Source organism: Sphingobacterium paludis, from assembly GCF_004364125.1.
GTDB classification, from domain to species: domain Bacteria; phylum Bacteroidota; class Bacteroidia; order Sphingobacteriales; family Sphingobacteriaceae; genus Sphingobacterium; species Sphingobacterium paludis.
In genome coordinates this window covers 397,674-422,613 of the sequence record NZ_SNZV01000004.1, presented here as the reverse complement: position 1 = coordinate 422,613, position 24,940 = coordinate 397,674, and the positions used below count along the sequence as shown (strand labels likewise).

Annotated in this window: 31 protein-coding genes; 7 read left to right on the top strand and 24 right to left on the bottom strand. The window is 42.4% G+C overall.

The window, feature by feature from the left end:
- Positions 1–79: 79 nt before the first annotated feature.
- The 22 genes from rpsN to B0I21_RS09820 form a co-directional block, all read right to left on the bottom strand.
- A complete protein-coding gene (rpsN, locus tag B0I21_RS09925) occupies positions 80–349 on the bottom strand; it encodes a 30S ribosomal protein S14 (RefSeq protein ID WP_037498958.1) in 270 nt (89 codons plus the stop codon).
- Positions 342–911, bottom strand: a complete 570-nt coding sequence (gene rplE, locus B0I21_RS09920) for a 50S ribosomal protein L5 (RefSeq protein ID WP_133640303.1) — start codon at positions 909–911, stop codon at positions 342–344. Before rplE ends, rpsN begins: the two co-directional genes overlap by 8 nt.
- Positions 911–1,252 carry a 50S ribosomal protein L24 gene (rplX, locus tag B0I21_RS09915; protein ID WP_133640302.1) on the bottom strand — a complete coding sequence of 114 codons (342 nt, stop codon included), beginning with the start codon at positions 1,250–1,252 and terminating at the stop codon, positions 911–913. The genes rplE and rplX overlap by 1 nt, the downstream gene beginning before the upstream one ends.
- 2 nt (positions 1,253–1,254) lie before the next feature.
- A complete protein-coding gene (rplN, locus tag B0I21_RS09910; protein ID WP_037498951.1) occupies positions 1,255–1,623 on the bottom strand; it encodes a 50S ribosomal protein L14 in 369 nt (122 codons plus the stop codon).
- Complete coding sequence (gene rpsQ, locus B0I21_RS09905; protein WP_037498947.1) at positions 1,623–1,877, bottom strand: 30S ribosomal protein S17; 255 nt, start codon at positions 1,875–1,877, stop codon at positions 1,623–1,625. Before rpsQ ends, rplN begins: the two co-directional genes overlap by 1 nt.
- Before the next feature lie 14 nt (positions 1,878–1,891).
- Complete coding sequence (rpmC, locus tag B0I21_RS09900) at positions 1,892–2,113, bottom strand: 50S ribosomal protein L29 (RefSeq protein ID WP_133640301.1); 222 nt, start codon at positions 2,111–2,113, stop codon at positions 1,892–1,894.
- Between the two features lie 95 nt (positions 2,114–2,208).
- Positions 2,209–2,631, bottom strand: coding sequence for a 50S ribosomal protein L16 (rplP, locus tag B0I21_RS09895; protein ID WP_037498941.1), 423 nt, complete (start codon positions 2,629–2,631; stop codon positions 2,209–2,211).
- Positions 2,632–2,690: 59 nt separating this feature from the next.
- On the bottom strand, positions 2,691–3,491 hold the full coding sequence (gene rpsC, locus B0I21_RS09890; RefSeq protein WP_133640300.1) for a 30S ribosomal protein S3: 801 nt from the start codon (positions 3,489–3,491) through the stop codon (positions 2,691–2,693).
- Between the two features lie 12 nt (positions 3,492–3,503).
- Positions 3,504–3,935, bottom strand: a complete 432-nt coding sequence (rplV, locus tag B0I21_RS09885) for a 50S ribosomal protein L22 (RefSeq protein WP_037498935.1) — start codon at positions 3,933–3,935, stop codon at positions 3,504–3,506.
- A gap of 7 nt (positions 3,936–3,942) precedes the next feature.
- Positions 3,943–4,209 (bottom strand): 30S ribosomal protein S19, encoded by a 267-nt coding sequence (gene rpsS / locus B0I21_RS09880; protein WP_037498931.1) that lies wholly within the window; start codon positions 4,207–4,209, stop codon positions 3,943–3,945.
- A complete protein-coding gene (gene rplB / locus B0I21_RS09875; protein ID WP_133640299.1) occupies positions 4,209–5,036 on the bottom strand; it encodes a 50S ribosomal protein L2 in 828 nt (275 codons plus the stop codon). The genes rpsS and rplB overlap by 1 nt, the downstream gene beginning before the upstream one ends.
- Positions 5,037–5,042: 6 nt before the next feature.
- On the bottom strand, positions 5,043–5,333 hold the full coding sequence (gene rplW, locus B0I21_RS09870) for a 50S ribosomal protein L23 (protein ID WP_133640298.1): 291 nt from the start codon (positions 5,331–5,333) through the stop codon (positions 5,043–5,045).
- A gap of 1 nt (position 5,334) precedes the next feature.
- Positions 5,335–5,964 carry a 50S ribosomal protein L4 gene (gene rplD, locus B0I21_RS09865; RefSeq protein ID WP_133640297.1) on the bottom strand — a complete coding sequence of 210 codons (630 nt, stop codon included), beginning with the start codon at positions 5,962–5,964 and terminating at the stop codon, positions 5,335–5,337.
- A 5-nt stretch (positions 5,965–5,969) separates the two neighbouring features.
- Entirely contained in the window at positions 5,970–6,587 is a 618-nt protein-coding gene (rplC, locus tag B0I21_RS09860) for a 50S ribosomal protein L3 (protein WP_037498919.1), read from the bottom strand.
- Between the two features lie 369 nt (positions 6,588–6,956).
- Entirely contained in the window at positions 6,957–7,316 is a 360-nt protein-coding gene (locus B0I21_RS09855) for a CoA-binding protein (protein ID WP_133640296.1), read from the bottom strand.
- Between the two features lie 14 nt (positions 7,317–7,330).
- The gene (locus B0I21_RS09850; protein ID WP_133640295.1) at positions 7,331–8,521 is read right to left on the bottom strand and encodes a serine hydrolase domain-containing protein; all 1,191 of its coding nucleotides are present in this window, start codon (positions 8,519–8,521) and stop codon (positions 7,331–7,333) included.
- Between the two features lie 208 nt (positions 8,522–8,729).
- Positions 8,730–10,391 carry a dihydrolipoamide acetyltransferase family protein gene (locus B0I21_RS09845; protein WP_133640294.1) on the bottom strand — a complete coding sequence of 554 codons (1,662 nt, stop codon included), beginning with the start codon at positions 10,389–10,391 and terminating at the stop codon, positions 8,730–8,732.
- Positions 10,392–10,436: 45 nt separating this feature from the next.
- Entirely contained in the window at positions 10,437–11,432 is a 996-nt protein-coding gene (gene pdhA / locus B0I21_RS09840; protein WP_133640293.1) for a pyruvate dehydrogenase (acetyl-transferring) E1 component subunit alpha, read from the bottom strand.
- Between the two features lie 154 nt (positions 11,433–11,586).
- Positions 11,587–12,969 carry a histidine--tRNA ligase gene (gene hisS / locus B0I21_RS09835; protein WP_133640292.1) on the bottom strand — a complete coding sequence of 461 codons (1,383 nt, stop codon included), beginning with the start codon at positions 12,967–12,969 and terminating at the stop codon, positions 11,587–11,589.
- Positions 12,970–13,011: 42 nt separating this feature from the next.
- Entirely contained in the window at positions 13,012–13,764 is a 753-nt protein-coding gene (rnc, locus tag B0I21_RS09830; protein WP_208292317.1) for a ribonuclease III, read from the bottom strand.
- An 81-nt stretch (positions 13,765–13,845) separates the two neighbouring features.
- Positions 13,846–15,099: a beta-ketoacyl-ACP synthase II gene (fabF, locus tag B0I21_RS09825; protein WP_133640291.1), complete on the bottom strand. Its 1,254-nt coding sequence runs from the start codon at positions 15,097–15,099 to the stop codon at positions 13,846–13,848.
- A 22-nt stretch (positions 15,100–15,121) separates the two neighbouring features.
- Complete coding sequence (locus B0I21_RS09820) at positions 15,122–15,361, bottom strand: acyl carrier protein (protein WP_037498900.1); 240 nt, start codon at positions 15,359–15,361, stop codon at positions 15,122–15,124.
- A 261-nt stretch (positions 15,362–15,622) separates the two neighbouring features.
- Between B0I21_RS09820 and B0I21_RS09815 the strand changes: the two genes are divergently transcribed.
- The 4 genes from B0I21_RS09815 to B0I21_RS09800 all read left to right on the top strand — a co-directional run bounded on the left by B0I21_RS09815 (position 15,623) and on the right by B0I21_RS09800 (position 21,374).
- The gene (locus B0I21_RS09815; protein WP_243836011.1) at positions 15,623–16,129 is read left to right on the top strand and encodes an IPExxxVDY family protein; all 507 of its coding nucleotides are present in this window, start codon (positions 15,623–15,625) and stop codon (positions 16,127–16,129) included.
- Between the two features lie 129 nt (positions 16,130–16,258).
- Positions 16,259–17,689, top strand: a complete 1,431-nt coding sequence (gene pyk / locus B0I21_RS09810; protein ID WP_133640290.1) for a pyruvate kinase — start codon at positions 16,259–16,261, stop codon at positions 17,687–17,689.
- A gap of 153 nt (positions 17,690–17,842) precedes the next feature.
- Positions 17,843–20,521: a TonB-dependent receptor gene (locus tag B0I21_RS09805; protein WP_133640289.1), complete on the top strand. Its 2,679-nt coding sequence runs from the start codon at positions 17,843–17,845 to the stop codon at positions 20,519–20,521.
- Complete coding sequence (locus B0I21_RS09800) at positions 20,514–21,374, top strand: GLPGLI family protein (protein ID WP_133640288.1); 861 nt, start codon at positions 20,514–20,516, stop codon at positions 21,372–21,374. The genes B0I21_RS09805 and B0I21_RS09800 overlap by 8 nt, the downstream gene beginning before the upstream one ends.
- Positions 21,375–21,457: 83 nt before the next feature.
- On the opposite strand, the gene B0I21_RS09795 is transcribed toward B0I21_RS09800, so the two are convergent.
- Positions 21,458–21,820, bottom strand: coding sequence for an MmcQ/YjbR family DNA-binding protein (locus tag B0I21_RS09795; RefSeq protein ID WP_133640287.1), 363 nt, complete (start codon positions 21,818–21,820; stop codon positions 21,458–21,460).
- A gap of 192 nt (positions 21,821–22,012) precedes the next feature.
- Between B0I21_RS09795 and B0I21_RS09790 the strand changes: the two genes are divergently transcribed.
- The 3 genes from B0I21_RS09790 to B0I21_RS09780 all read left to right on the top strand — a co-directional run bounded on the left by B0I21_RS09790 (position 22,013) and on the right by B0I21_RS09780 (position 24,217).
- The gene (locus tag B0I21_RS09790; protein ID WP_133640286.1) at positions 22,013–22,498 is read left to right on the top strand and encodes a DUF4822 domain-containing protein; all 486 of its coding nucleotides are present in this window, start codon (positions 22,013–22,015) and stop codon (positions 22,496–22,498) included.
- Positions 22,499–22,580: 82 nt separating this feature from the next.
- The gene (locus B0I21_RS09785) at positions 22,581–23,429 is read left to right on the top strand and encodes a helix-turn-helix domain-containing protein (RefSeq protein WP_133640285.1); all 849 of its coding nucleotides are present in this window, start codon (positions 22,581–22,583) and stop codon (positions 23,427–23,429) included.
- A gap of 83 nt (positions 23,430–23,512) precedes the next feature.
- Positions 23,513–24,217 carry an ankyrin repeat domain-containing protein gene (locus B0I21_RS09780; RefSeq protein WP_243836010.1) on the top strand — a complete coding sequence of 235 codons (705 nt, stop codon included), beginning with the start codon at positions 23,513–23,515 and terminating at the stop codon, positions 24,215–24,217.
- A 94-nt stretch (positions 24,218–24,311) separates the two neighbouring features.
- Here the strand turns inward: B0I21_RS09780 and B0I21_RS09775 are convergent, their stop codons facing one another.
- Positions 24,312–24,863, bottom strand: a complete 552-nt coding sequence (locus tag B0I21_RS09775; RefSeq protein WP_133640284.1) for a thioredoxin family protein — start codon at positions 24,861–24,863, stop codon at positions 24,312–24,314.
- Between the last annotated feature and the right edge of the window lie 77 nt (positions 24,864–24,940).

Here is a 24,940-nt window from a genome sequence, read left to right as displayed (position 1 = left end):
CATAAATTGTGCAATACGAAAAAAACCCGATAAACCCTTAGCGGGTTTATCCGGGCAAAAGTAAAAGTTTTTTTTCTGATTACCAAGAAGCTTTTTTCACTCCCGGGATCTTGCCGTCTAATGCCATCTCACGGAATGTAACACGTGAAATACCGAATTGACGCATATACCCTCTTGGACGACCAGTTAACTTACAACGGTTGTGTAAACGTACTGGTGAAGCATTCTTTGGTAATTTATCTAAAGCTGCATAATCACCTGCCTCTTTTAAAGCGGCACGTTTCTCAGCAAACTTAGCGACCAATTTCTGACGCTTTACTTCGCGTGCTTTTAATCCTTCTTTAGCCATTGTTGTTTGTGTTTTGATTTTTGAACGGTAAACCGAATTGTTTCAATAACTCCAATGCTTCGATATCGTTACCTGCTGAAGTTACAAAAGTAATATCCATACCCTGAATCTTGTTGATCTTGTCAATGTTGATTTCTGGGAAGATAATTTGCTCCGTAATACCAAGGTTATAGTTACCTCTTCCGTCGAAACCTTTATCGTTGATACCGCGGAAATCACGGATACGAGGCAACGATACAGAGATCAAACGATCTAAGAACTCATACATGTTGTTGTCGCGTAGTGTAACACGTGCACCAACAGGCATACCTTTACGCAATTTGAAGTTCGAGATATCCTTTTTAGATTTGGTTGCAACAGCTTGCTGACCGGTGATCGTTGTAAGCTCCGAAATAGAAGCATCGATCAACTTTTTGTCTGCTGTAGCTGCACCCACACCTTGGGACACTACAATTTTCTCCAGTTTAGGAACTTGCATAACGCTTTTATACTGGAATTTATCTTTAAGCGCTGTACGGATTTCTTCCGCGTATTTCGCTTTTAATCTTGGTACGTAAGTCATTATTTAATTTCCTCCCCTGATTTTTTTGCGTAACGAACAATTTTACCATCCGCATTAACCCGACGACCAACACGAGTAGTTTCTCCTGTTTTAGGGTCGATCAAAGCTAAATTAGAGATCGTGATTGCAGCTTCTTTCTCGATGATACCACCATTAGGGTTAGCTGCGCTAGGTTTAGTGTGTTTTTTTACGATGTTAGCGCCTTCTACGACAGCTCTATTCGAGTCCACCAAAATTTGCAATACTTTTCCTTGCTTACCTTTGGAGTTACCAGCGATAACTTTCACTAAATCACCTTTTTTGATTTTGATTTTGTGAGTTGTTTTTGTTTTCTGTGCCATAATTATAAAACCTCCGGTGCTAGTGATACAATCTTCATGAACTGCTTCTCCCGTAATTCACGAGCTACTGGCCCGAAAATACGCGTTCCACGTGGTTCATCATTATTATTCAACAATACTGCTGCGTTGTCATCGAAACGAATGTAAGAACCATCTTTACGACGGATTTCTTTTTTCGTACGAACAACAACTGCTTTAGAAACGGATCCTTTTTTTACGTTTCCTGAAGGTATAGCGCTTTTCACGGTAACAACGATTTTATCACCGATAGATGCATAACGCTTGCGCGTACCGCCCAATACACGGATTACTAAAACTTCTTTAGCTCCTGAGTTGTCGGCCACATTTAATCTTGATTCCTGTTGTACCATTATTTAGCTCTTTCTAAAATTTCAACTAATCTCCAGTTCTTTGTCTTACTCAGCGGACGAGTTTCCATGATTAATACCGTATCGCCGATACCGCAGGTATTAGTTTCGTCATGAGCTTTAAATTTAGTAGTTTTTTTAACGAACTTACCGTAGATAGGGTGCTTTACTTTACGTTCAACCGTTACCACGATAGATTTGTCCATCTTGTTGCTAACTACTAAGCCGATTCTTGTTTTTCTTAATTTTCTTTCCATTTCGACTTTGCTTTTTACGCCTCAGAGGCTGTTTCTTGTGATTTAGCTTCGTTTTTACGCTTGGAAACCTCTGTCGCGATACGCGCGATATTTCTGCGCGCAGCTTTGATAACATTAGGATTCTCTACAGCAGAAACAGCATGTGCAAATTTCAACTTGTTGAGGGCAGCTTTCTCTTCTTTCAGACGTGCTGTAAGTTCCTCTTGTGATAATTCGATGATTTCTGAATTTTTCATTTTCTTTCAGTGTTATGCTGGGTTATCAATTCTGTTTATAAAGTGCCTTGTGGGTAACGGCCACAAGGCTAAACTATTGACATTACCAACGATTTTTATGCTTCTACGTAATCTCTACGTATAACAAACTTAGTTTGAACCGGCAATTTTTGAGCAGCTAAACGCAATGCTTCTTTGGCAATTTCCAAAGGCACACCTTCTGCTTCAAATAACATGCGGCCCGGGCGCACTACCGCTACCCAGTATTCTGGAGCACCTTTACCTTTACCCATACGTACCTCTGCAGGTTTTTTGGTAACAGGCTTGTCAGGGAAAATACGGATCCACACTTGACCTTCACGTTTCATATAACGTGTTACGGCGATACGTGCTGCCTCAATCTGGCGACTCGTGATCCATGCTGGCTCCATTGACTTGATACCGAAAGAACCGAAAGCTAAATCCGCTCCACGGGAAGCGTTACCTTTCATGCGGCCTTTCTGCATCTTTCTGAACTTTGTTCTTTTTGGCTGTAACATGTTCGTATTTTATTTAATTCACCTCAACGGCGAACATCTGTTGTAATCTATTAAACTTATTATCCTCTGTTTGAACCACCGCGGTTGTTGCCACCACGGTTGTTGTTGCCACCACGGTTGTTACCGCCACGTCCACCTTTGCGGTTATCGCGCTCACGACGTTCGCCAGCACCTTCATTTCCGCCACGGGTTTTCGTGTTTGATGTTTGGCCGATGTTTGGAGATAGATCACGTTTACCGTAAACTTCACCTTTACAGATCCAAACTTTAACACCGATTTTACCGTAAGTAGTCAATGCTTCTGCAAGTGCATAATCGATATCAGCACGCAATGTGTGCAAAGGAGTTCTTCCTTCTTTGTACTGCTCAGTACGTGCCATTTCAGCACCGCCTAAACGACCAGAACACATTACCTTGATACCTTCAGCACCCATGCGCATAGTCGAAGCGATGGTTGTTTTCATCGCACGACGGAATGAAATACGTGCTTCAAGTTGCTTAGCGATACCTTCTGCTACTAGCTTCGCATCAAGCTCTGGGCGTTTGATCTCAAAAATGTTGATTTGAACATCCTTTTTAGTCAGTTTTTTCAACTCTTCTTTGATCTTGTCAACTTCTTGACCGCCTTTACCGATAACGATACCTGGACGTGCAGTATGGATAGTTACCGTGATACGCTTTAACGTTCTTTCGATAACAACTTTTGCTACACCACCTTTTGCGATACGTACAGACAGATATTTTCTGATTTTTTCGTCTTCAACTAACTTATCAGAATAGTTGTTGCCTCCGAACCAGTTAGAATCCCATCCTTTGATGATCCCTAATCTGCTACCTATTGGATTTGCTTTTTGTCCCATTCTTATTCTAAATTAGTTGTTTACGTTGTTTAAACTATCTACGACCAAGGTTACGTGGTTTGAACGTTTACGAATTCTGTATCCACGGCCTTGAGGAGCCGGACGCAATCTTTTCAATTGACGACCACCACCAACAGATATCTCTTTTACAAACAAAGCGCTGTTTTCCAAAGATGCACCTTCGTTGCTAGCTTCCCAGTTTTTGATTGCTGATAATAACAGTTTCTCAACACGAGCAGCTGCTTCTTTACCTGTGTGCTTCAAGATGTAAAGAGCGGTCTCTACTTTTTCGCCACGGATAAGATCTACCACTAAACGCATTTTACGAGGCGAAGTAGGGCAGTTCAATAACTTGGCAGTAGAAGCTCCTCCTACTTGAGCTTTTTCCTGCTCTTTGCGCTGTCTGATAAGGACAGATTTTTTCAGTTTTTTTGTTGCTTCCATTACCTAATTATTTTTTCTTTTCTGCGTGGCCTTTGAATGTACGCGTAGGCGCAAATTCACCAAGCTTGTGACCAACCATATTCTCCGTTACATACACAGGAATAAATTTGTTCCCGTTGTGCACTGCGAAGGTATGGCCAACAAAATCAGGAGAAATCATTGATCTACGTGACCAAGTTTTGATAACTGATTTTTTGTTTGTTTCATTCATAGAAAGAACTTTTCTCTCTAAGTTGTGATCGATATAAGGACCTTTTTTAATTGAACGAGCCATTATTTTTTCCTTCTCTCAATGATGTAACGATTCGATGTTTTCTTCTTGTAGCGTGTCTTGAAGCCTTTAGCTAACACACCTGTGCGTGAGCGAGGGTGACCTCCGGATGTACGGCCTTCACCACCACCCATAGGGTGATCAACCGGGTTCATGGCAACACCACGAACGCGAGGACGACGACCTAAGTGGCGCTTACGACCTGCTTTACCTAGCACTTGGTTTGCTTTCTCAGCATTCGATACCGAACCTATTGTCGCAACACAAGTTAACAAGATCATACGAGTCTCGCCTGAAGGCAATTTGATGATGGCATACTTACCGTCACGAGCAGACAACTGCGCATATGTTCCTGCAGAACGCGCGATAGATCCGCCTTGGCCTGGATTCAACTCGATGTTATGAATGATCGAACCAAGTGGAATGTTTGCTAATGGTAATGTATTACCAACTTCTGGGGCTACTGATTCTCCTGCAATAACCGTTTGGCCAACTGTTAAACCAGCTGGAGCAACGATATAGCGTTTCTCACCATCTGCGTAGTGCAACAAAGCAATACGTGCTGTACGATTTGGATCGTACTCAATGGTAGCAACTTTTGCAGGGACATCTTTTTTATCGCGTTTAAAATCTATCAATCGGTATGATTTTTTGTGTCCCCCACCGATGTAACGCATAGTCATTTTACCGGATTTATTACGTCCGCCTGATCTTTTATTGCTTCCTACTACTAACGACTTTTCAGGAACGTTTGTAGTAACATCAGAGTAGTCTGCACCTACTCTGAATCGCGTACCAGGGGTAACCGGTTTGAATCTTTTAACTGCCATTTCTTATTATAGTGTACTGTAAAAGTCAATAGTTTCGCCATCTTTCACCGTGATGATGGCTTTTTTATACTTAGGGCTTCTTCCAGAAACGAAACCAGCTTTCGTGTAACGGCTCTTTGCTTTACCAGCTACAACCGATGTGTTTACTGCTAATACAGTTACACCGAACATTTCTTCAACAGCTTGTTTGATCTGGATCTTATTAGCTCTGTGATCAACCTTGAAAGAGTAACGGTTTAATTTCTCCGTTAACAACGAAGCTTTCTCAGTCAAAATAGGTTTTTTGATAATTTCCATATTACTTAGCGAATGCTTCCTCCAAAGTTTTAACAGTATCTGCAGTTAACAAAAGTTTTGTAGCGTTCAACACGTCATACGTGTTCAAATCTGATGCTGCGATTACTTTTGTTTTCTTCAAATTTCTGCTTGATAAATAAACATTGTTATCGTATGCTGGCAAAACCAATAATGTTTTCTCGTCAGCTACGTTCAACGCGTTGATCAAAGACACATAATTCTTTGTTTTGATAGATTCGAAGTTTACTTCATCCAATACCAAAATATTGTTTTCTTGTGCTTTGTAGCTCAATGCTGATTTACGGGCTACTTGCTTTAATTTTTTGTTCAATTTAAAGCTGTAGTCACGCGGTTGAGGACCGAATACACGACCACCACCGTTAAACAATGGAGATTTGATAGAACCCGCACGAGCTCCACCTGTACCTTTTTGTTTGTGTAATTTACGCGTAGAACCCGCGATTTCATTACGTTGTTTGGATTTGTGAGTTCCTTGGCGTTGGTTCGCTAGGTATTGTTTCACATCCAAATAGATCGCATGGTCGTTAGGCTTTACACCGAATACTGACTCAGGCAGTTGCACCTTGGCACCTGTTTCTTTACCTGATAAATTTAATACGTTAACTTCCATCTCTACTATTTGTCTACGATTACATATGAACCTTTAGCTCCTGGAATGGAACCACTAACAACAATTAGGTTTTGATCGGCATAAACTTTCAAAATTTGTAAATTTTGAACCTTCACGCGCTCACCACCTGTACGACCCGCCATGCGCATTCCTTTGAATACACGTGAAGGCCAAGAAGAAGCACCCAATGAACCTGGAGCACGTAGTCTGTTGTGCTGACCGTGAGTCGCACCACCTACACCACCAAATCCGTGACGCTTCATTACACCTTGGAAACCTTTACCTTTGGAAGTACCGACTACGTCTACATACTCGCCTTCAGCAAAAATAGTTACATCCACGATGTCACCTAGTTGTTTCTCATCCTCGAAAGTTTTGAACTCAACTAGTTTACGCTTAGGAGTCACGCCCGCTTTCGCGAAGTGTCCTTTTAAAGGCGCTGTCGTGTTCTTTTCCTTAGCATCATCATAGCCAAGTTGAAGAGCCGCATAGCCATCCTTCTCTACCGTACGTATATGCGTTACCACGCACGGCCCAGCCTCAATTACTGTACAAGGGATATTCTTCCCTTCCGCATCGAACAGGCTGGTCATTCCTACTTTTTTACCAATAATTCCTGACATGTTATAAATAAATTAATTAAACGTCCTTCGAAGCAGTAGGGCTTCGCTCAAGACACAATTCCCCCTAAGGGATTGCAAAGGTAAATAAGTTTTTTGTAACTATCAAAGAGTTAGTGGATTATTTTTTAATTTCTTTAGACCGGGCATAGTTGGCATCGTTTACCTTCCACCTCCTTACAACGTTCCTTCTAAAAGTGTCTCGAGCCGTCGCTATCGTCGAAACATCGTTCGTGAATACCTGTACATTTCGTTGCTCGAATCGACAAATACGCCCTTTCCGCATTCCATCGGCGTTGTACCCGCCCCCACATAAAAAAACACCTAACGGTTTTTGGCGTTAGGTGTTTTTAAATGGTAGGGTACAATACGTTAGTACTGACCGGTATTTAACATCACGAGTGTGCACGCTTCAATGCTTTCGATCCCAGCATGGTTTAACTTCGAACGCAGTTCTTCATTTTCCGTACCCGGATTGAAGATAACACGTTTGGGCTTCGTCTGTAAAATATAATCGTAATACGGTGGTTGATTTTGCGGCCCGACGTATAAGGTGATTGTATCAATATCACTATAGGGCTTTTGCATTTCCTCAATTTCTACACCCGCAACTTTCCCAACTTTACGCCCGATATTTACGATCTCATGCCCTTTTCTTACCAACTTATTGGCAACTAAATAGGAATATCGTGCAGGGTTTGTGCTGGCTCCTAATATCAATGTCCTTTTCATAGCTTCTCTATAAATTAATTAACGATAAAATCGCCGTTCGCATTGTAGGCGTTTTGCCTCAAAATAGGCATTTTTAAGATCTTATACAAGTCGTCAAGCTTGACCAAACTTCCATTCGCCATGTTCGAAAGCAATACTATCGTAATGTCATCGGTCAAATCGCGCACGTACAAGTTTCTGAACCCATGCCACCAACCGGTGTGGTATACAATCTGCGCTTCTTTTGGAGAGAACGTACGCCATCCATATCCGTAGCTAAATAAGCTACGTTTCGCATCGCTACGTGGTATATAAGCAGAATCGAGCAAGGCTTTATCTACGACACGGCCGTCTTTCAACGCAATGTCCAGCAGATATAGGTCTTGCACCGTACTGTAAATACCTTTATCACCGACAGGGCCATCTAGAAAATTTTGCACGACCGATCTTCTCCACACTTTATCGTGACCGATCACATTGGTAGGGATTTTCTCATACACCGCTTTGGATAATACCGCCGTGTGTTTCATTCCGGCCGGATCAAACACGGTTTCCTTCATGTACACACCAAAATCTTGCCCCGTAATTTTCTCGATGACCGATGCCAGTACCATAAAGTTGGAATTATTGTATAGAAAACGTCCATCTGGTGCGCCATAACGAGCAGGCTTATGCTGCGTCAAGAGGCTCATTGCATCCATATTACTCATCGCCTTTTTCTTGTCCGGCCACACATCCTCGGCGAAATAAACGTAATTGGGTAAACCGCTGCGATGAGACAGTAACATCTTCATGGTGACACCGGGATAGGGAAAATCCGGAAAAAAATCGTTTACCGTTTGATCTAGATTAAGCTTCCCGTTCTCAACAAGCTTTAAAATCCCTATCGCCGTAAGGGGTTTGGAGAGAGAAGCCAACTCGAATTTTGACTGAATAGTAAGACTATCTTTCAAGAGATAATCTGCCCAGCCAAACGTATTTTGATATAAAATTTTACCCTTTCTAGCAACGAGTACGGCACCGTTAAAGGCCGATTTCTTATGAAGGTTTTGCATAAAGGCGTCGATCTCCCTGTCAGCACTAGCGGGGTCATAAACCAATGAAACACTATCTTTTTCTCCTTGTTTTTGTATAATCTCTTTTTGTTTTGCTTCCGGGGATGAACAGCCTACCACGCCAACTATTGCCGCAAAATATATTGCGTTAAAAATTTTAAATTTCACTATTTACCTTTTGTCTATATCGTTCGTACTATCTACTTATGTATTTTTCCAAAATAGCACTTATTCCCAGAAAAATCAATAAAAAAATAATTTGACGTTATTTAAAACAAGCTTGTTGCAATTAAAGCCGAGACGAGGCTGAAAACCGACATACACCAAACGAAAAAAGCACTTTGGTCGCCCAAAGTGCTTTACAAATATGTATTAAATATTATGCTAATAAGCGAATCGGAGCCTCTAGCAAACCTTTCAATGTTTGAAGGAATGCAGCACCTGTAGCACCATCTACCACACGGTGGTCACAGCCTAGCGTCAACTTCATGATGTTACCCGGAACTATCGCACCGTTTTTAACAACAGGAATTTGTTGGATAGCACCAACCGATAGAATAGCGCCATCTGGAGAGTTGATAATTGATGTAAATTCATCAATACCGAACATACCTAGGTTAGACACGGTGAAAGTTGATCCCTCCCAATCGGCAGGTTGCAATTTCTTGGCTTTTGCTTTTTGCCCATACTCCTTAACTTCCGCAGAGATATGGGACAATGACTTGCCATCTGCAAAACGAACAACCGGCACAAGCAAGCCGTCTTCGACAGCCATAGCCACACCAACGTTTACGTGCTCGTTGAATCGGATTTTATCACCTTTCCAAGACGAGTTTACCGCTGGGTGTTGTTTCAATGCTACGGCTACAGCTTTGATGACGATGTCATTGAAAGATACCTTTACCGGTGCCACTGTATTGATCTGTCCGCGGGCTTCGATAGCATTATCCATATCGATAGAAATCGTTAGGTAAAAATGCGGCGCTGTGAACAACGACTCCCCTAAACGGCGAGCGATTGTTTTACGCATTTGCGAAATGCCTTGCTCTGTATATTTCTCTTCACCAATATATTGTGGTAAAGTGATCGATTTTGTTTCTGTCGTTCCGGCAGACGGAGCAGCTGAAGCCTTTGGAGCTTCGGCTTTTTCAGCAGGTTTGAAGCTTTCGACATCTTTTTTCACGATACGACCGCCATCTGCCGATCCTTTCACATCGTTTAAATTGATACCTTTATCTTTTGCTATCTTACGAGCCAAAGGCGACGCTTTCACGCGCGCATCATCCTCTTCACCGGAAGTCGCTGTAGACTCTGCTTTTGCTTCTTCTTTCGCAGCAGGTTTATCTTCGCTCTTCGTTTCTGTTTTTGCCTTCGATGCTGATCCTGATTTCTGGTTCAACAAAGGTGTCACATCTGTCCCTTCCGGACCAACGATGGCTATGATATCGTTGACTTTGGCTGCCTGTCCGGCTTCAACACCAATATGTAACAATGTTCCATCTGCGTAGGCCGTAACTTCCATGGTCGCTTTATCCGTCTCTACGTCAGCGATCGCATCGTCAGATTTAATGGTATCGCCCACTTTGAAGTTCCACTGTGCAATGACCCCTTCAGTCATGGTATCGCTTAGTAAAGGCATCGTAATAACGGTGCAGTCTAAATCTTCTGCCGATACCGACTCATCGCTAGAACCAGCGTCTGCATCTGCTTTTTCTTCTTTTGCTTCAGGCGCTTTTTCTTCCTTCGCCTCTTCGTTGTCCGCTGGAGCATCTCCCCCGTCCAATAAAGCTTGGTAATCTTCACCCTCTTCACCCAACACGGCGATCACGGCATCAATAGCAACTGCTTCGCCCTCTTTCGGGCCGATGTACAACAAAGTTCCCTCTTGATACGATTCGAAATCCATCGTTGCTTTATCTGTTTCAACTTCAGCAACTAAATCGCCTGAGTTTACCTTATCACCGACTTTTTTGTGCCATTTAGCGATAACACCTTCGGTCATGGTGTCGCTCATTTTCGGCATTCTTACTACTTCAGCCATTTGTTATAGTAGATTATATCTTTAAGTTAAAGTAATTCTGTGAAATTAGTCCATTATAAAAGGGTAATCCTCTTGAACATAGACATCTTTGTAGATTTCAGAAGCATCTGGATATTCTGACTCCTCTGCGAATTTAACAGACTCGTCCACAATTTTCTTGATTTCTGCATCCACTTCTGCAAACCAAGCATCATCTGCATATTTATTTTCTACGATGGCTGCCTTTGTCGACAATAATGGATCTCTTCCTTTGAATTCTTCTAGCTCTTCTTTTGTACGGTATTTCGCAGGATCTGACATCGAGTGTCCTTTGTAACGGTATGTACGAATTTCAAGGAATGTTGGCCCTTCACCTGCACGAGCGCGCTGAACAGCTTCATCCATTGCATTGTGTACAGCGACAACATCCATGCCATCTACCGGCGCACTTGGCATATCAAAGCCATGACCCATTTTGTAGATGTCCATCATGTTCGTCGTACGCGCTACAGACGTGCCCATGGCATATCCGTTGTTTTCACAAACAAAAATAACAGGCAGTTTCCATGTCATAGCCATGTTCAACGTCTCGTTGAACGCACCTTGACGCACGGCACCATCACCCATATAACAAACATTCACATTGGTATTACCTAGATACTTTTCTGCGAAAGCGATACCCGCGCCCAATGGAATCTGGCCACCAACGATACCGTGACCACCCATCATCTTATGCTCTTTAGAGAAAAAGTGCATCGAACCACCTTTACCTTTTGAACAACCTGTAATCTTGCCAAACATCTCTGCCATACATTCGTTCGCAGAAACACCTTTTGCCAATGCATGCGCGTGATCTCTGTAAGCCGTAATAACGGAATCTTCGGCGCCAATAACAGACATGGTGCCCGCCATGACAGCCTCCTGGCCGATATACAAGTGACAAAAGCCACGAATTTTTTGTTGCCCGTAGAGCTGTCCTGTCTTCTCTTCGAACTTACGCATAAGCAGCATAGATTTATACCACTCTAGATATGTTTCTTTTGTTATAGGTGTTGAACTCATTTTAAAGTATTGAATTTCTTTACTAATACGACCACAAATCTAATCATTTATAACGATATTTCAGATAAAATATAGCTATGAAATGGGGCTTTTTTGTCAAAATAATATTTCCCAGATGTGGCTTTTAAGCATCGGATCGAAGCCGCTGCAGCATTCACTTTTTTAGGAACAGCACTAAATCTTCTAAGCGCATCGTTCCCTGCTCACCGGTTTTCATGTTTTTTAACGATAGATTGCCCGAATTCATTTCTTCATCGCCAACGAGTAATACATAGGGGATATTCTTATCATCTGCATAGCTCATTTGCTTCTTCAACTTCACCGCCGCAGGATAGAGCTCAGCGGCAATACCTTGCGCACGCAAATTGGCCAGCAAACGAAGGGAATAGGCTTCTATCGTCTTGTCAAAATTAATGATCAGGACGGTGGTCGATGCATTTGCTGACGATGGAAAAAGGTTCAATTCTTCCAAAACATCGTAGATACGATCTGCCCCAAAAGAGACGCCAACGCCTGTGAGGTCTTTGAGGCCAAACATACCCGTCAAATCATCATAACGGCCGCCGCCCCCGATGCTTCCCATAGCCACCTCATTGGTTTTTACTTCAAAAATACAGCCGGTGTAGTAATTCAGACCGCGCGCAAGCGTAATGTCGACTTCCACGCGTTCGCGCAGCAAATCTGTGGCGCCAAAAGATTCCAAGTAGGCAAACACTTCTTCGATCTCGGCAACACCAGCCAGTCCTTGAGTCGAGGATTGCAAAACAGATTTTAACGCAGCAAGCTTCTGCTCATTATTACCTTCCAATAGAATTATCGGCTTGAGTATATCCAAATCCTCGCTCGTAAAACCACGCTCCAAAAGCTCCTTATTTACACCCTCCAAGCCAATCTTGTCAAGCTTATCGATAGCCACGGTCATATCTACGATCAGTGCCGGCTTACCGATTACTTCAGCAATACCCGACAATATCTTCCGGTTGTTGATTTTCACTGTAAAATCCCGCAAACCCAATGCAGAAAGCGCCTCGTGATAGATCAATATAAATTCAGCTTCGTTAAGTAAAGAGGGCGACCCCACGACATCGACATCACACTGAAAGAATTCTCTATATCGACCACGCTGCGGGCGATCGGCTCGCCATACGGGCTGTATTTGGAAACGTTTAAAAGGGAGTGTCAATTCATGTTGGTGCATCACAACGTAACGCGCGAAGGGAACAGTCAGGTCATAGCGCAAAGCCTTCTCTGATATATGCTTAGTCAGGCTGTTCGCATTTCTGCTATCCAGCAGGTCAGCGGGCGCCTTAGCAAGGTAATCCCCTGAATTCAGGATCTTAAAAATCAGCTTATCTCCTTCTTCCCCGTACTTACCGGTTAGTGTAGAAAGATTTTCGAAGGAAGGCGTTTGGATTTCACTGTATCCAAATTTTTTGAAAACAGCTTTCAGGGTGTTAAAAATATGGTTCCGCTTTTCCATCTCCCGAGGGGAAAAATCGCGGGTTCCTTTAGCTAAGGAAGGTTTGATATTTGCCATACGGCAAAGGTACTATATAGGAACGAAAAGAGAAAGGTTAGTTTAGCGCGAAAACTCTTCGACTTCGAATATTTTAAGCAGCTCACAGGCTTTCTCTGCGGCTAGCTTTTCTGCACTTTTTTTATTGAAATCTTTACCGAAGCCACAGGTTTCCCCATCAATCACGACCTCGACATGAAATAGCTTCGAAGAATCTCCGGGTGGGTTAGCAACCTGTACGAATTGTATTTCCTTGCCGTAATGCTGGCACCACTCGATAAGTCTACTTTTGAAATTCGTTTCCGTCACTTCGAGCATATGGATGTCCACGTGCGGCTTAATGATGCGGGTTAATAAAAATTCGCGGGTAAAAGCATAGCCTTTGTCCATGTAAACGGCGCCAATCACGGCCTCAAAGGCGTCGCCTAGAAGAGAGCTCTGCTTATTGGGGTAGCTAATCATGCGGGCATCATACTCTATAAATTCGTTGAGGCCCAACTTGCGAGACAGCTGATTTAGATTGACACGGCTCACAATTTTGGAACGAAGTTCGGTAAGAAAGCCCTCATCTTTATAGGGGTACAGCTTAAACAACAGTTCGGCCACCACAGATCCCAGCACCGCATCGCCGAGAAATTCGAGACGTTCATTACTATTCTTCACACCATCCTTGATTGTCGTGGCGACAGATTTATGCCGAAACGCCATCCTGTACAACTTTATATTTCCAGGCACAAAGCCAAGAACATTCTTAAGTTTACGGATGTAAGCTCGGTTGGGAGAAAGATATAAATAATAAATCCTTGAAAAAGGCATCCTGTAATTTAAAATAGGAAATAGGTAGTTCCTCATCAAAACTACCTATTTCACTGTATCTACATGATCATCTTAACGAAATTAAGCATGATACTTTTTCACAATGATGGAAGCATTATGCCCACCAAAACCGAAGGTATTACTTAATGCTGCATTCACCACGCGCTGTTGAGCCGTATTGAATGTAAAATTAAGGTTATTGTCGATTTGTGGATCGTCGGTGAAATGGTTAATTGTTGGAGGCACAATATCGTTTTTCACAGAAAGGATCGAAGCGATAGCTTCGATAGCCCCTGCCGCGCCTAGCAAATGCCCTGTCATCGACTTTGTAGAGCTTATGTTCAGTTTATAAGCTTGTTCTCCGAAAAGATCAATGATTGCCTTTGTTTCGCTGATGTCTCCGACTGGGGTTGAGGTACCGTGTACGTTGATATAATCCACATCTGCGAAGGTGAAACTTGCGTCGGTAATCGCCTTACTCATCGCCAGTTTAGCGCCTAGCCCTTCTGGGTGCGAAGCGGTAATATGGTAAGCATCTGCACTCATTCCTCCACCGGCCACTTCCGCATAGATCTTGGCACCCCGTGCTAGAGCGTGTTCCAAACTTTCCAAAATAATGGCGCCAGAACCTTCTCCTGAAACAAAACCATCACGGTCTTTATCAAAAGGGCGTGATGCCGTTTTTGGATCGTCATTTCTCGTCGATAACGCATGCATAGCATTAAAACCACCGATTCCAGCTTCGTTTACAGTAGCCTCTGAGCCGCCGGTAATGATCACGTCTGCCATACCCATCCGAATATAGTTGAACGCATCTATCATCGCGTTGGTGGCCGAAGCACAGGCTGAAACTGCGGAGAAATTGGGACCTCTTAAGCCATGACGCATAGAAATATGCCCGGGAGCAATATCAACAAGCATCTTTGGAATAAAGAACGGATTGAATCGCGGCGTACCGTCTCCCTTCGCGTAGGTTACAACTTCGTCCAGAAATGTTTTTAAACCACCAATTCCCGACCCCCAAATGACACCAATTCGGTTGGTATCTAATTTATCAAATTCTAGTGCAGCATCCTTAACGGCTTCGTCTGTGGAAGCGATAGCATACTGTACAAAAGGATCGACTTTGCGAGCCTCCTTACGATCCATAAAATCATGTGGATCAAATCCCTTCACTTCACAAGCGAATTGGGTCTTAAATTTTGATGCATCGAAATGCGTAATAGGAGCAGCGCCGCTTACACCATTAATCAACCCATCCCAGTATGCTGGGACGGTATTACCTAGTGGTGTAAGAGCGCCTAACCCTGTTACAACTACTCTTTTAAGCTCCATTAAATATGTTTGGCCTAATAAATTAGTTATTAACGTTCTTTTCTAAGTAAGAGATAGCTTGACCTACAGTACTGATGTTTTCAGCTTGGTCGTCAGGAATAGCTACGTTAAATTCTTTTTCGAATTCCATGATCAACTCAACTGTATCAAGTGAGTCTGCACCTAAATCATTCGTGAAGGAAGCTTCTGGTGTCACTTCGTTTTCGTCTACACCTAACTTTTCAACGATAATTGCTTTTACTCTTGATGCGATATCTGACATGATTTTATAGTTTAATTGTTTAATAAATCTGTGCAAAGAAAAATAAATTTCCCCAAATATCAAACCTTTTTGGATTGAAGATTTGAAATAAGAACGTTTTTATTTAGGCTTTGTTTTGAAAACGGCCGCTATTAGCCACATATTCAATATTAATAATTATTTTTTTATCTACCAAGAACTTTGTCCAACATTCGACTTCAGGTATAAAAAACGATTTGTTAGGTATTTTTTTCTTATTTTCGACATTAATTTTTGACAGCTGTGAGCATAACAAAACGACATTTAACGCTAGACCTCGACTTCGATTTGGAGCTCGATTTTGTGTTGGTGGGCATTAGTTCTTCGCTCCGTGACTACAGGCTTTGTCACTTTATTTCAAAAAATACGGGCCTTGCTTTCAAAAGAGGTAAAGAGGATTATCTGGATCATAAAGGCTATGTCAAGGAGAAAGATCGGGATGAGATGGATTACCACATCATCTTTGAAAAAACGAAGCAAAAAGGCACGCTGAAGCATTATTTTACGATTTACCGCTATTGTGATGTAAATTTCGAATTTGAATTCTACTTGCTAAACAATCGAAGCAGCGAAGGTGGACTATTGGTACCCGAACTCCCAAATTTTGATTACTTCCTCATCGTCAAACACTATATCGATCCGGAAGATTTGAAAGCACTTATGGATGAAGTGAAGGCCATCAATGAAGTGATGTTAACGAAAGAATTAGACCCAACTTCATTGAAATCCAAAGAAAATCTTATATTTTAGTGCTTTAGCTATAGCAAAGTGTAAATTTTACACTTTAGTAAACCTAACTTAAAAACAGATTGCTATTTTTGCGGCACAGGTTTTTATAAAAGAGAACACAAACAGACGTACATAAATAAAATATTGTAAATGAACAAGATTCAAAAAAGGACTAAAATTGTAGCCACACTGGGTCCAGCATCCTCGGACAAAACTATATTGACCAATTTGATTGCCAAAGGTGTGGATGTGTGTCGCTTGAACTTCTCTCATGGAAGTCAGGAAGACCACTTAAAAGTGATCAATACCATCAAAGAAATTAATAGTGAGCACCCTTTCAATGTCGGAATATTAGCGGATTTACAAGGGCCTAAAATCCGTATCGGAAAGATGAAGGAAGGCGGCGCTGTATTGATTAACGGTTCCGAAGTGGAAATCACAACAGAAGAACTTATCGGCGATGAAAATCGTATCTACATCACTTACGAGAACTTCCCGAACGATGTTAAAGACGGCGAAATCATTCTTTTGGATGATGGAAAGTTACAATTGCGTGTATTGCACACCAACCACAAAGATACCGTAAAATGTGAAGTGGTGCATGGTGGTGTATTGACATCGCGGAAAGGCGTCAATCTTCCCAATACGAAAGTATCCATTCCTTCGCTAACAGAAGAAGATTTAGACAACCTGAACTTTGCCCTCGATAACGGTGCAGATTGGATCGCTATGTCTTTCGTGCGTTCTGCCGAAGACATCTACCAGTGTAAGGAAATTATTAAAGCTAAAGGAAGCCACGCGTTGGTGATTGCGAAGGTGGAAAAGCCAGAAGCCATTGAAAACATCGACGCTATCATCGAAGCGACAGACGCGGTCATGGTTGCTCGTGGTGACTTGGGCGTAGAAATGCCTATGGAAGAAGTTCCAGGTTTGCAAAAAGTAATCGTTCAGAAATGTCGTGACCTATCAAAACCGGTTATCATCGCCACGCAGATGTTGGAAAGCATGATTACGACGCCTCGCCCTACGCGTGCAGAGGTGAATGATGTGGCAAACTCGGTATTGGATGGCGCGGATGCTGTTATGTTAAGTGGCGAAACTTCAGTAGGTGAATTTCCGGAGATCGTTATCGAGACCATGGCAAAAATCATCACACACGTTGAGCAAACATCGTATCCGTATTACAGCAGTAAACAGAGTGTGCATGAGACGAAAACCAGAATTCCTGATGCGATTTGCGGTTCCTCTATTCACTTAGCGGCACACACAGAAGCATCAGCTATTGCTGTCATGACTTCATCCGGCTATACGGCGTTTGAAATCTCCAGCTATCGCCCTAATGCGGATATTTACGTGTTCACCGGCAACAAAAATTTATTAAATCTATTAAGCCTGGTATGGGGCGTGCGCGTGTTTATCTATGAAAAGTTTGAAAGCACCGATGGCACTATTCAAGACGTAAACAGACTGTTGAAAGAACACAACTTGGTAACTTCTGGCCAAATTGTAATCAATACATCATCGACACCGCTTCACGAAAAAGGAAGAACGAATACCATTCGTGTATCCGAAGTGAAATAACTCCTGTCTATGACATCAAAAAAAAGCGGCGACCTGTATTTCAGGAGCCGCTTTTTTTTGCTCCTAATATGCAATGTATCAAATTAATTACATACACACTTTTAACGTTCATTTACTCTATTTCTTCTTTTCTTTGCTCAGCTAGCATTCATCATGAAAAGAGTTATTCTTTTATTTTCATTTCTTCTTGTACACCAATTATTTGCACAACAGTCTATTAAAGGTGCGGTGGCTGATCAGTCGGATAATGCCGCATTGACCAATGCTTCTATCGTTTTACTCGACACGGATTCTATTATGCGCTACTTTACACGTGCTGATGAAAACGGGGCTTTTCAGTTTGGTAAGGTTGCAAAAGGCAGTTACATCCTGATCGCTACTTATCCGAAATTTGAGATTTATAGCCAAAAACTGGTCGTCGATCAGAAACCCATCGTGCTGGATCGTATACAAATCAATTCACAATCCAACCTGTTGGAAGAAGTCGTGATCAACCAAAAGATACCAATAAAGATCAAAGGCGACACGATAGAGTATGATGCAGGTAGCTTTGAAACGGAAAAAAATGCGAAACTGGAAGATCTGCTACGCCGTTTACCGGGTCTAACGGTATCGGCTTCCGGCGAAATCACAGCTCAAGGAAAAACGGTTTCGAAAGTTTTGATAGACGGCGAAGAATTTTTTGGTTATGATCCAAAGATCGCGATCCGGAATGTCCGTGCAGATGCCATTGACAAGGTACAGGTATATGAACGTAAATCCGAAGAAGCGGAACTAACTGGCATTGACGATGGGGTACGCCTGCAAACGGTCAATGTAGTGCTCAAAGAAGAAGCCCGAAAGGGTGTTTTTGGGAATGCCAATGCCAGCGTAGGTACACAAGGACTTTTTGATGCCAATCTATTTTCTGCAAAATTTGATCAGACAGAGCGTATCGGTGTAACCGGAAGTTGGAACAATATGGGCAGTTCCGGAGACGCTAGCCGAATCCGTATGAACAACCAGATCATAGGCGACCCCCGCTATAAAAGTGCTGGCGTAAACTACGAAAACAATTTCCTACAGCGCAAACTTCACCTCACATCCAACTACAATTTCAATAATAACAGCTTAGCTAACGAGTCAAGCAGTTATAATAAAAGGGTTCTGAACAACGGTATCACCCAAGAAACCACCCAGGAAGAACGCTCGATGTCAGACAATACAAACAATGTGTTACGTGCTCAAGTAAAATACAAATTGGATTCTGTCAGCAATCTTAATGTGCAGCTAAACGGTAATACCGGCACGACCAGTTCTGCCAACACATCAAACAGCACAACCTTCAGAAATGAAAATAGAAAAGCGAATGATTTCAGCAGAGATAACAGCAGAAGCTCCGAAAAAGATGGGATGGACTTACGCCTAGACTACCGCCGGCGCTTGAACAAATCTGGCCGTAGCATGAATATCCACCTCAACACCAATATCGACAACACAAAAGGTACCAACTTGATCGACGAGACAACGAATTACTACGATAGCTTAGGGCAATACGAACGTTCGGTTATTGTGGATCAAACCCGGATTACCGATAATAAAAACAACAGGCTCAGCGGATCGTTAAACATCAACGAACCGATTACGAAAGACCTTTATCTTACTTTTGGCTATTCTTTCAGTACCGCTAAACAATCCGCGCTAATCAATGCTTACACCAATATGCCTAACGGGCAAGAGCCAATCCGTGACACGCTTTATTCGCAGGATCAACAAAGCCTCGCCCGCAACAATGGGCTAGATATCAACCTGAACTACAACCGCGACAAAATCAACATTAATTTCTCCAACAAGACCATCTACAAATACCAGGAGCTGACCGACAGCTATAGACAAATCGCGTTGAACCGTAACTTTTGGCAAAACAATCTTCAGGCGAATGTGTCCTACCGAATAAGTAACAGCCAGCATGTAACGTTGGGTTACCAAAACAATACGAATGTACCGAGCTTTGCACAGCTGCAGCCTTTGCAACCACCAACAAATGACCTCTATAGGCAGCTGGGAAATCCTGATTTGAAAAGAGAGACGAACAACGCCATCAACGTGAATTTCAGCAAATTCAGTTTGCTAAAGGCCTCCTCATTAAACATCAACGCGAATGCCAACATCGTTAATAGTGCTATTGTGAATAAGTCTATAATTGACTCGTTAGGCCGCACTACCGCTACCTATGTGAACATCCAGGACAACAGCAACTGGAATGCCCGCGTCAATATCAATTACGGCAAGCCTATCCTGAATGGTCTTGTGCAATTTGGGCCGTTTGCATCCTTATTTTACGATAACAATTATCAGTTTATCAACGGTGACTTGAACCGAAATAACACGGCGAATGCAACTATCGGGATCAACGCCAATAAACAAAGTTCCAAACATGTTGATTTCAATGTAAACATTGGCTTAGGGCTCAATCAGGAAGCAAATTCGATACAGCCACAATTTGACAATACCGCATTCCGTTCCTCGACAAATGCCGACCTCAAATATTTCCTTCCCTATAAATTCAGCCTCACGCAGGTTATTTTCTACAGTTACACCGGTAAAACAAAAGTATTCCCGCAGCCCATTCAACAGTTCTATATGAACCTGGAACTTACCCGCAAATTGCTCAGCAGCGAATCCCTACTGCTTAGTTTGAAAGCATTTGATGTTTTCAATAGCTTTAACAACACCAATCGAACAGTTGGTAACAGCAACTTTTCCGAATCTCAACAACAGACGCTGTCGCAATATCTTATGGTCGGATTGAAGTGGGATTTCAACAAAAATTTAGGCAAGAAAAATGATTAGATTCACCCTCCTATTATTTATGTTCGTTTGCAGCCTCTTCTGTGGGCTGTATGCACAACATGCATACTTCCCAACAAAAGGGATCATCAGCTTTGAGCGGGAAGTGTACCTGCGCGCGCGGATGCGCGAAATGTCTAGCAAATCGAGCGGCCAAAATAGAGGCATGATGATGCGCTATAATAGCAACGTAGATGATATCCCCGAGAAAAATTCATCTTTTTTTACCTTGCAATTTGATCAAACTGCAACCTTGATGAGCGCCGTCGATGAGGAATCGGCCACAAGCACCTCGACGCCGTCGCGCACCCCATCCCGGGGCGGGCGCAGACCCAACAGTGGCCGACCGGAAAGAATGGGCAGATCGGCCATGCGCGGCGGTTCGCCTGATAAAATTTTTTATCAGAATCTGACACAGGGCAGTTCTCTAGTTCAGATGGAGCTTGACGAGAAATATGTATTGGAAGACTCCCTTCAGCGAATCACTTGGCGTTTTACAGATGAATATCGGCAGATAGCGGGTTATGAATGCAGGCGTGTGAATGGTGCCACACCAGATTCTCTTTACATCGTCGCATTCTATACCGATCAGATCCCGGTGTCTGGCGGGCCCGCCCTTGTACATGGATTGCCCGGTATGATTCTTGGATTGGCCATACCGGAGATGCACATCAATTATTGGGCACAAAAAGTAGACTTTGTGACAGACAATGTCCCGCAAAACTGGAAGGATAAAAAGGCAAAGGAAATGAACATGCAGGAGTTGTTTGAATCCTTAGGAAAAAATCGCTTTTTTGGAGGTGGAAATAACCGCAATCAAATGAAAAGGAATCTGCTCGAAAACTTAATCTATTAATGCCTTAGGCACGTATTCCTGCTATAATACGTCCAACGTTATTGGATCAGCCAGAATGCGCACATACCCGCGGCATGGCAACGCTATCGGGACGATATTTGATCTTTGATGGATCTGGTTAACGATTTAAACACCAGATCGTAACTATGATCAATCAATTCTTCTACAGCTGCATCCGACAGCGCTTGATTGCAATGTACAGTATTCCAATGTTTCTTATTCATATGGTAGCCCGGTAACACCGTATGGGGATAATCCGTTCGTAATTCTACTGCGCGATCCGGATCACACTTAACATTAAACGCGAGTTGACTGACCTGATCCAGACCCAGCAACAAAAATACTTTGCCGCCCACTTTAAACACAAGGGTGTCCGGACCAAAAGGCAACTCTTCGGTAACGCCATTTTTAGCTATGCAATATTCACGTAGTTGTTCGATGTTCATTTCCTGGGAATTTGCCTACTAAATTAGCTATTCTAAGCGAATCTTACGATCGGAACCTGAACTTAAAATGTGTAGAAGAAAGGCTTACGCATAAATAGCTCGTATCAATAAAATTTACAACTTTACGCCCGCTTTTCGCAAAACCGAACATACGGATAAAGATATTTTTGTAAGACACATACACTACTAATTATGAATAATTTAAAAAACTTGAGTTTCATCCTCCTATCACTGATCTTCACTACGCTAGTTTTTAGCTGTCGTAAAAACCGTGAGGAGGTCGCCCCTGCCCTCACACCGAGCGAAATATTGGCAAGTACTGCATGGAAGACTACGGGAGCAAGAAATAACGCAGGAGAAAATGTTCCCCTTACTCATCCGAACGTTGCGGGCGCAGTGGGTTATGCTTACTATACCATGAATGGTACATTTGTGATCTATGACCTGAATGATGTACTTCGGATTCAGGGAGATTGGTCTGTATCGGCAGACGGCAGAACACGTACGCTTATTGCCAAAAATCCAGAAACCCAAGATGTGCTATTTACACGGGTTGTCGATATTACCGTCTTGACAAAACAAGAATTCACCTATCGTTTATATCCGAACAATAGTGATCGTACGGTGTATTATGATATTATACATACCCCAACGACCCACACCCGGCCTAACAAGTAACTGCAGCATCAAAATGGCCGCTCTTCAATTTTTGGATCGGCCATTTTTACTGGATTAACGGAATAATTTGTAATTTCCATATATGGTAAAGAAGGAGATCTTCACAACACTGGAACTGAAAGACTTTCAACTTGATTCAAGCTCAGATTACAGCTTACTTTATCATGGTTCGCACGGCAAAAATAAAATTGAGAAAGCGCACAAGCATGACTTTTTTCTGCTCTTCCTTATCGAGAAGGGTAGCGGTGTACATAATATAGATTTTGTTGATCATCCCGTATCCGATTTTCAGATACATATCCTTTTTCCCGATCAGCTTCACAAATGGGAACTGGGAGAAGAAACCTGCGGTTACCAATTGATGATCAGTAAGCGTATATTTGAAACGTTCTCTACTTCCATGCAATTTTCGTTTTTACTGTATCAGGGGTATCCCGTCATTCAACTATCGCAACCGCTCTTTCACGATCTCCTATTTGAGTATGAAAGCTTGAAGCGCGAACTTGCTTTGCTCCCGGTATATTGGGATATCGTATACTCCAAAAGTAAACTCATCACGCAGCTGGTAAACCGTGAAGTAGAACGCAAATTTGAAGCGATTTCTTTATACCGAACGAATCCTATTTTATTACGATATCACGCCCTTATAGATTATCATTTCAAAGAGGAAAAGACGGTTACCTTCTATGCAAGTAAATTAAATATTTCTGCTAATTACTTGAATATTCTTTGCAAGAACAACCTGCAGGTAACGGCTTTGTACTTGATACAGACGCGCACCACCCTCGAAGCAAAACGCTTGTTACACAACACTTGGAAATCGATAAAAGAGATTACATTCGAGCTTGGATTCAAGGACATTGCTTATTTTTCGAACTTCTTTAAAGGCCAAACGGGCGTTTCACCACGTCAATTTCGGGAGCATTTATAATTTTCCCAAGTTCCGGGATAAATATCACATCAATTCAATTTCTTAGGTCCTTATCTTTGATAAAACAGATAACAGACATTCTTATGGATGCTCTATCCAGAAAAGACATTATACCTATGCATTCTTTCTTACTTATCTTTTCGGCAATCTTCTTCAATGCTGGCAACGCCGATAACAAAACAGACGCTTTGCAACTTCGCGAGGCTATTGTTGAGGCGGTTAAAGCAAATCGACTGACAGCCGTAAAATCTCTTTTGAAAAAAAAGGCCAATGTCAATTCCAAAGATAAAAACGGGAAATCTTTGTTATTGATTGCCACACAATCCCTACACGTCGAGATGGCTAGATTACTCGTTGAGAACGGCGCTGACGTCAATTTACAAGATGATATTTTCGATAGCCCATTTCTTTATGCCGGCGCAGCGGGATACACGACGTTAGTGGAGCTTTTTCTTCGACATGGTGCACGTTTTGATGTATACAATCGCTACCACGGCACAGCTTTAATTCCTGCCTGTGAAAGAGGGCATTTGGATGTGGTGAAATTACTCTCGGAAAATCCTAGTTTTCCCATTGACCATGTTAACAGACTTGGATGGACAGCTCTAATGGAGGCCGTTGTCCTTGGTAATGGGAGTCAGGTATATGTCGATATTGTAAATACATTGGTAATAGCGGGTTGCGACGTCAACATCACGGACAAGGATAATATATCCGCTTTGGAGCATGCGCGAGCAAGAGGGTATGCTGCGATTGTCCAGATCCTTGAGCGTGCCGGTTCGCAATAGATAACGATTTACACCTAGCTCTACCTAAAAAGCAGAAATTTTACGCAGCATTGCGAAACATTTCTGCTTTTAGCTGAAGCTATCGCAGCAACGACTAGCTCAATACGTCGATTAATTCGCGCTGAATTTCTTCCCCCTTATCCTCATTATACCACTTTTGCATCGTTTCCTTGATTTCTTCAAAAGTAGTGCCTTCTTGTTTCATGCTCGAGAAGATTGCTTGTAAGGCCTGCGGCCGCGGTCCCCATATTATTTTATCATGGCCCACATCGTTTCGGATAATCAATTTTGGAATAGATTTCCCGCCATCAGTAAGGTAGTCGTCAATCAAAAACGGAGCGGCATCGCGCAATTGAATTTCAAAATCTATATTCGGGTTGTTTTTAACCATTTGGTACAATTGAGCTACCGAGTGGGCAGCATCTCCACACCAAGGTTCGGTGATTACGATCCAATGTTGTTGCTCGGTAATGGAAGCAATGAGATTTTTCATCTCATCATTAGGTTCAAATCGTTTCAGCCAACGGTTCATACGAGACCAATTAAGTTTCGTATAATTGAAATATTCTTCATCACCGTAAGGATCGTAGTCTTGGGGAGATGCAAGAATTTGTTCGAAATAATCTAAGTATTCCTGAAAGGTCATGTCATGTGTGTTACAGCACGAATTTAACAATTAATTTTTGCTAATGAAAAAGGCAGCTAAATTCGGCGCCAGTTATG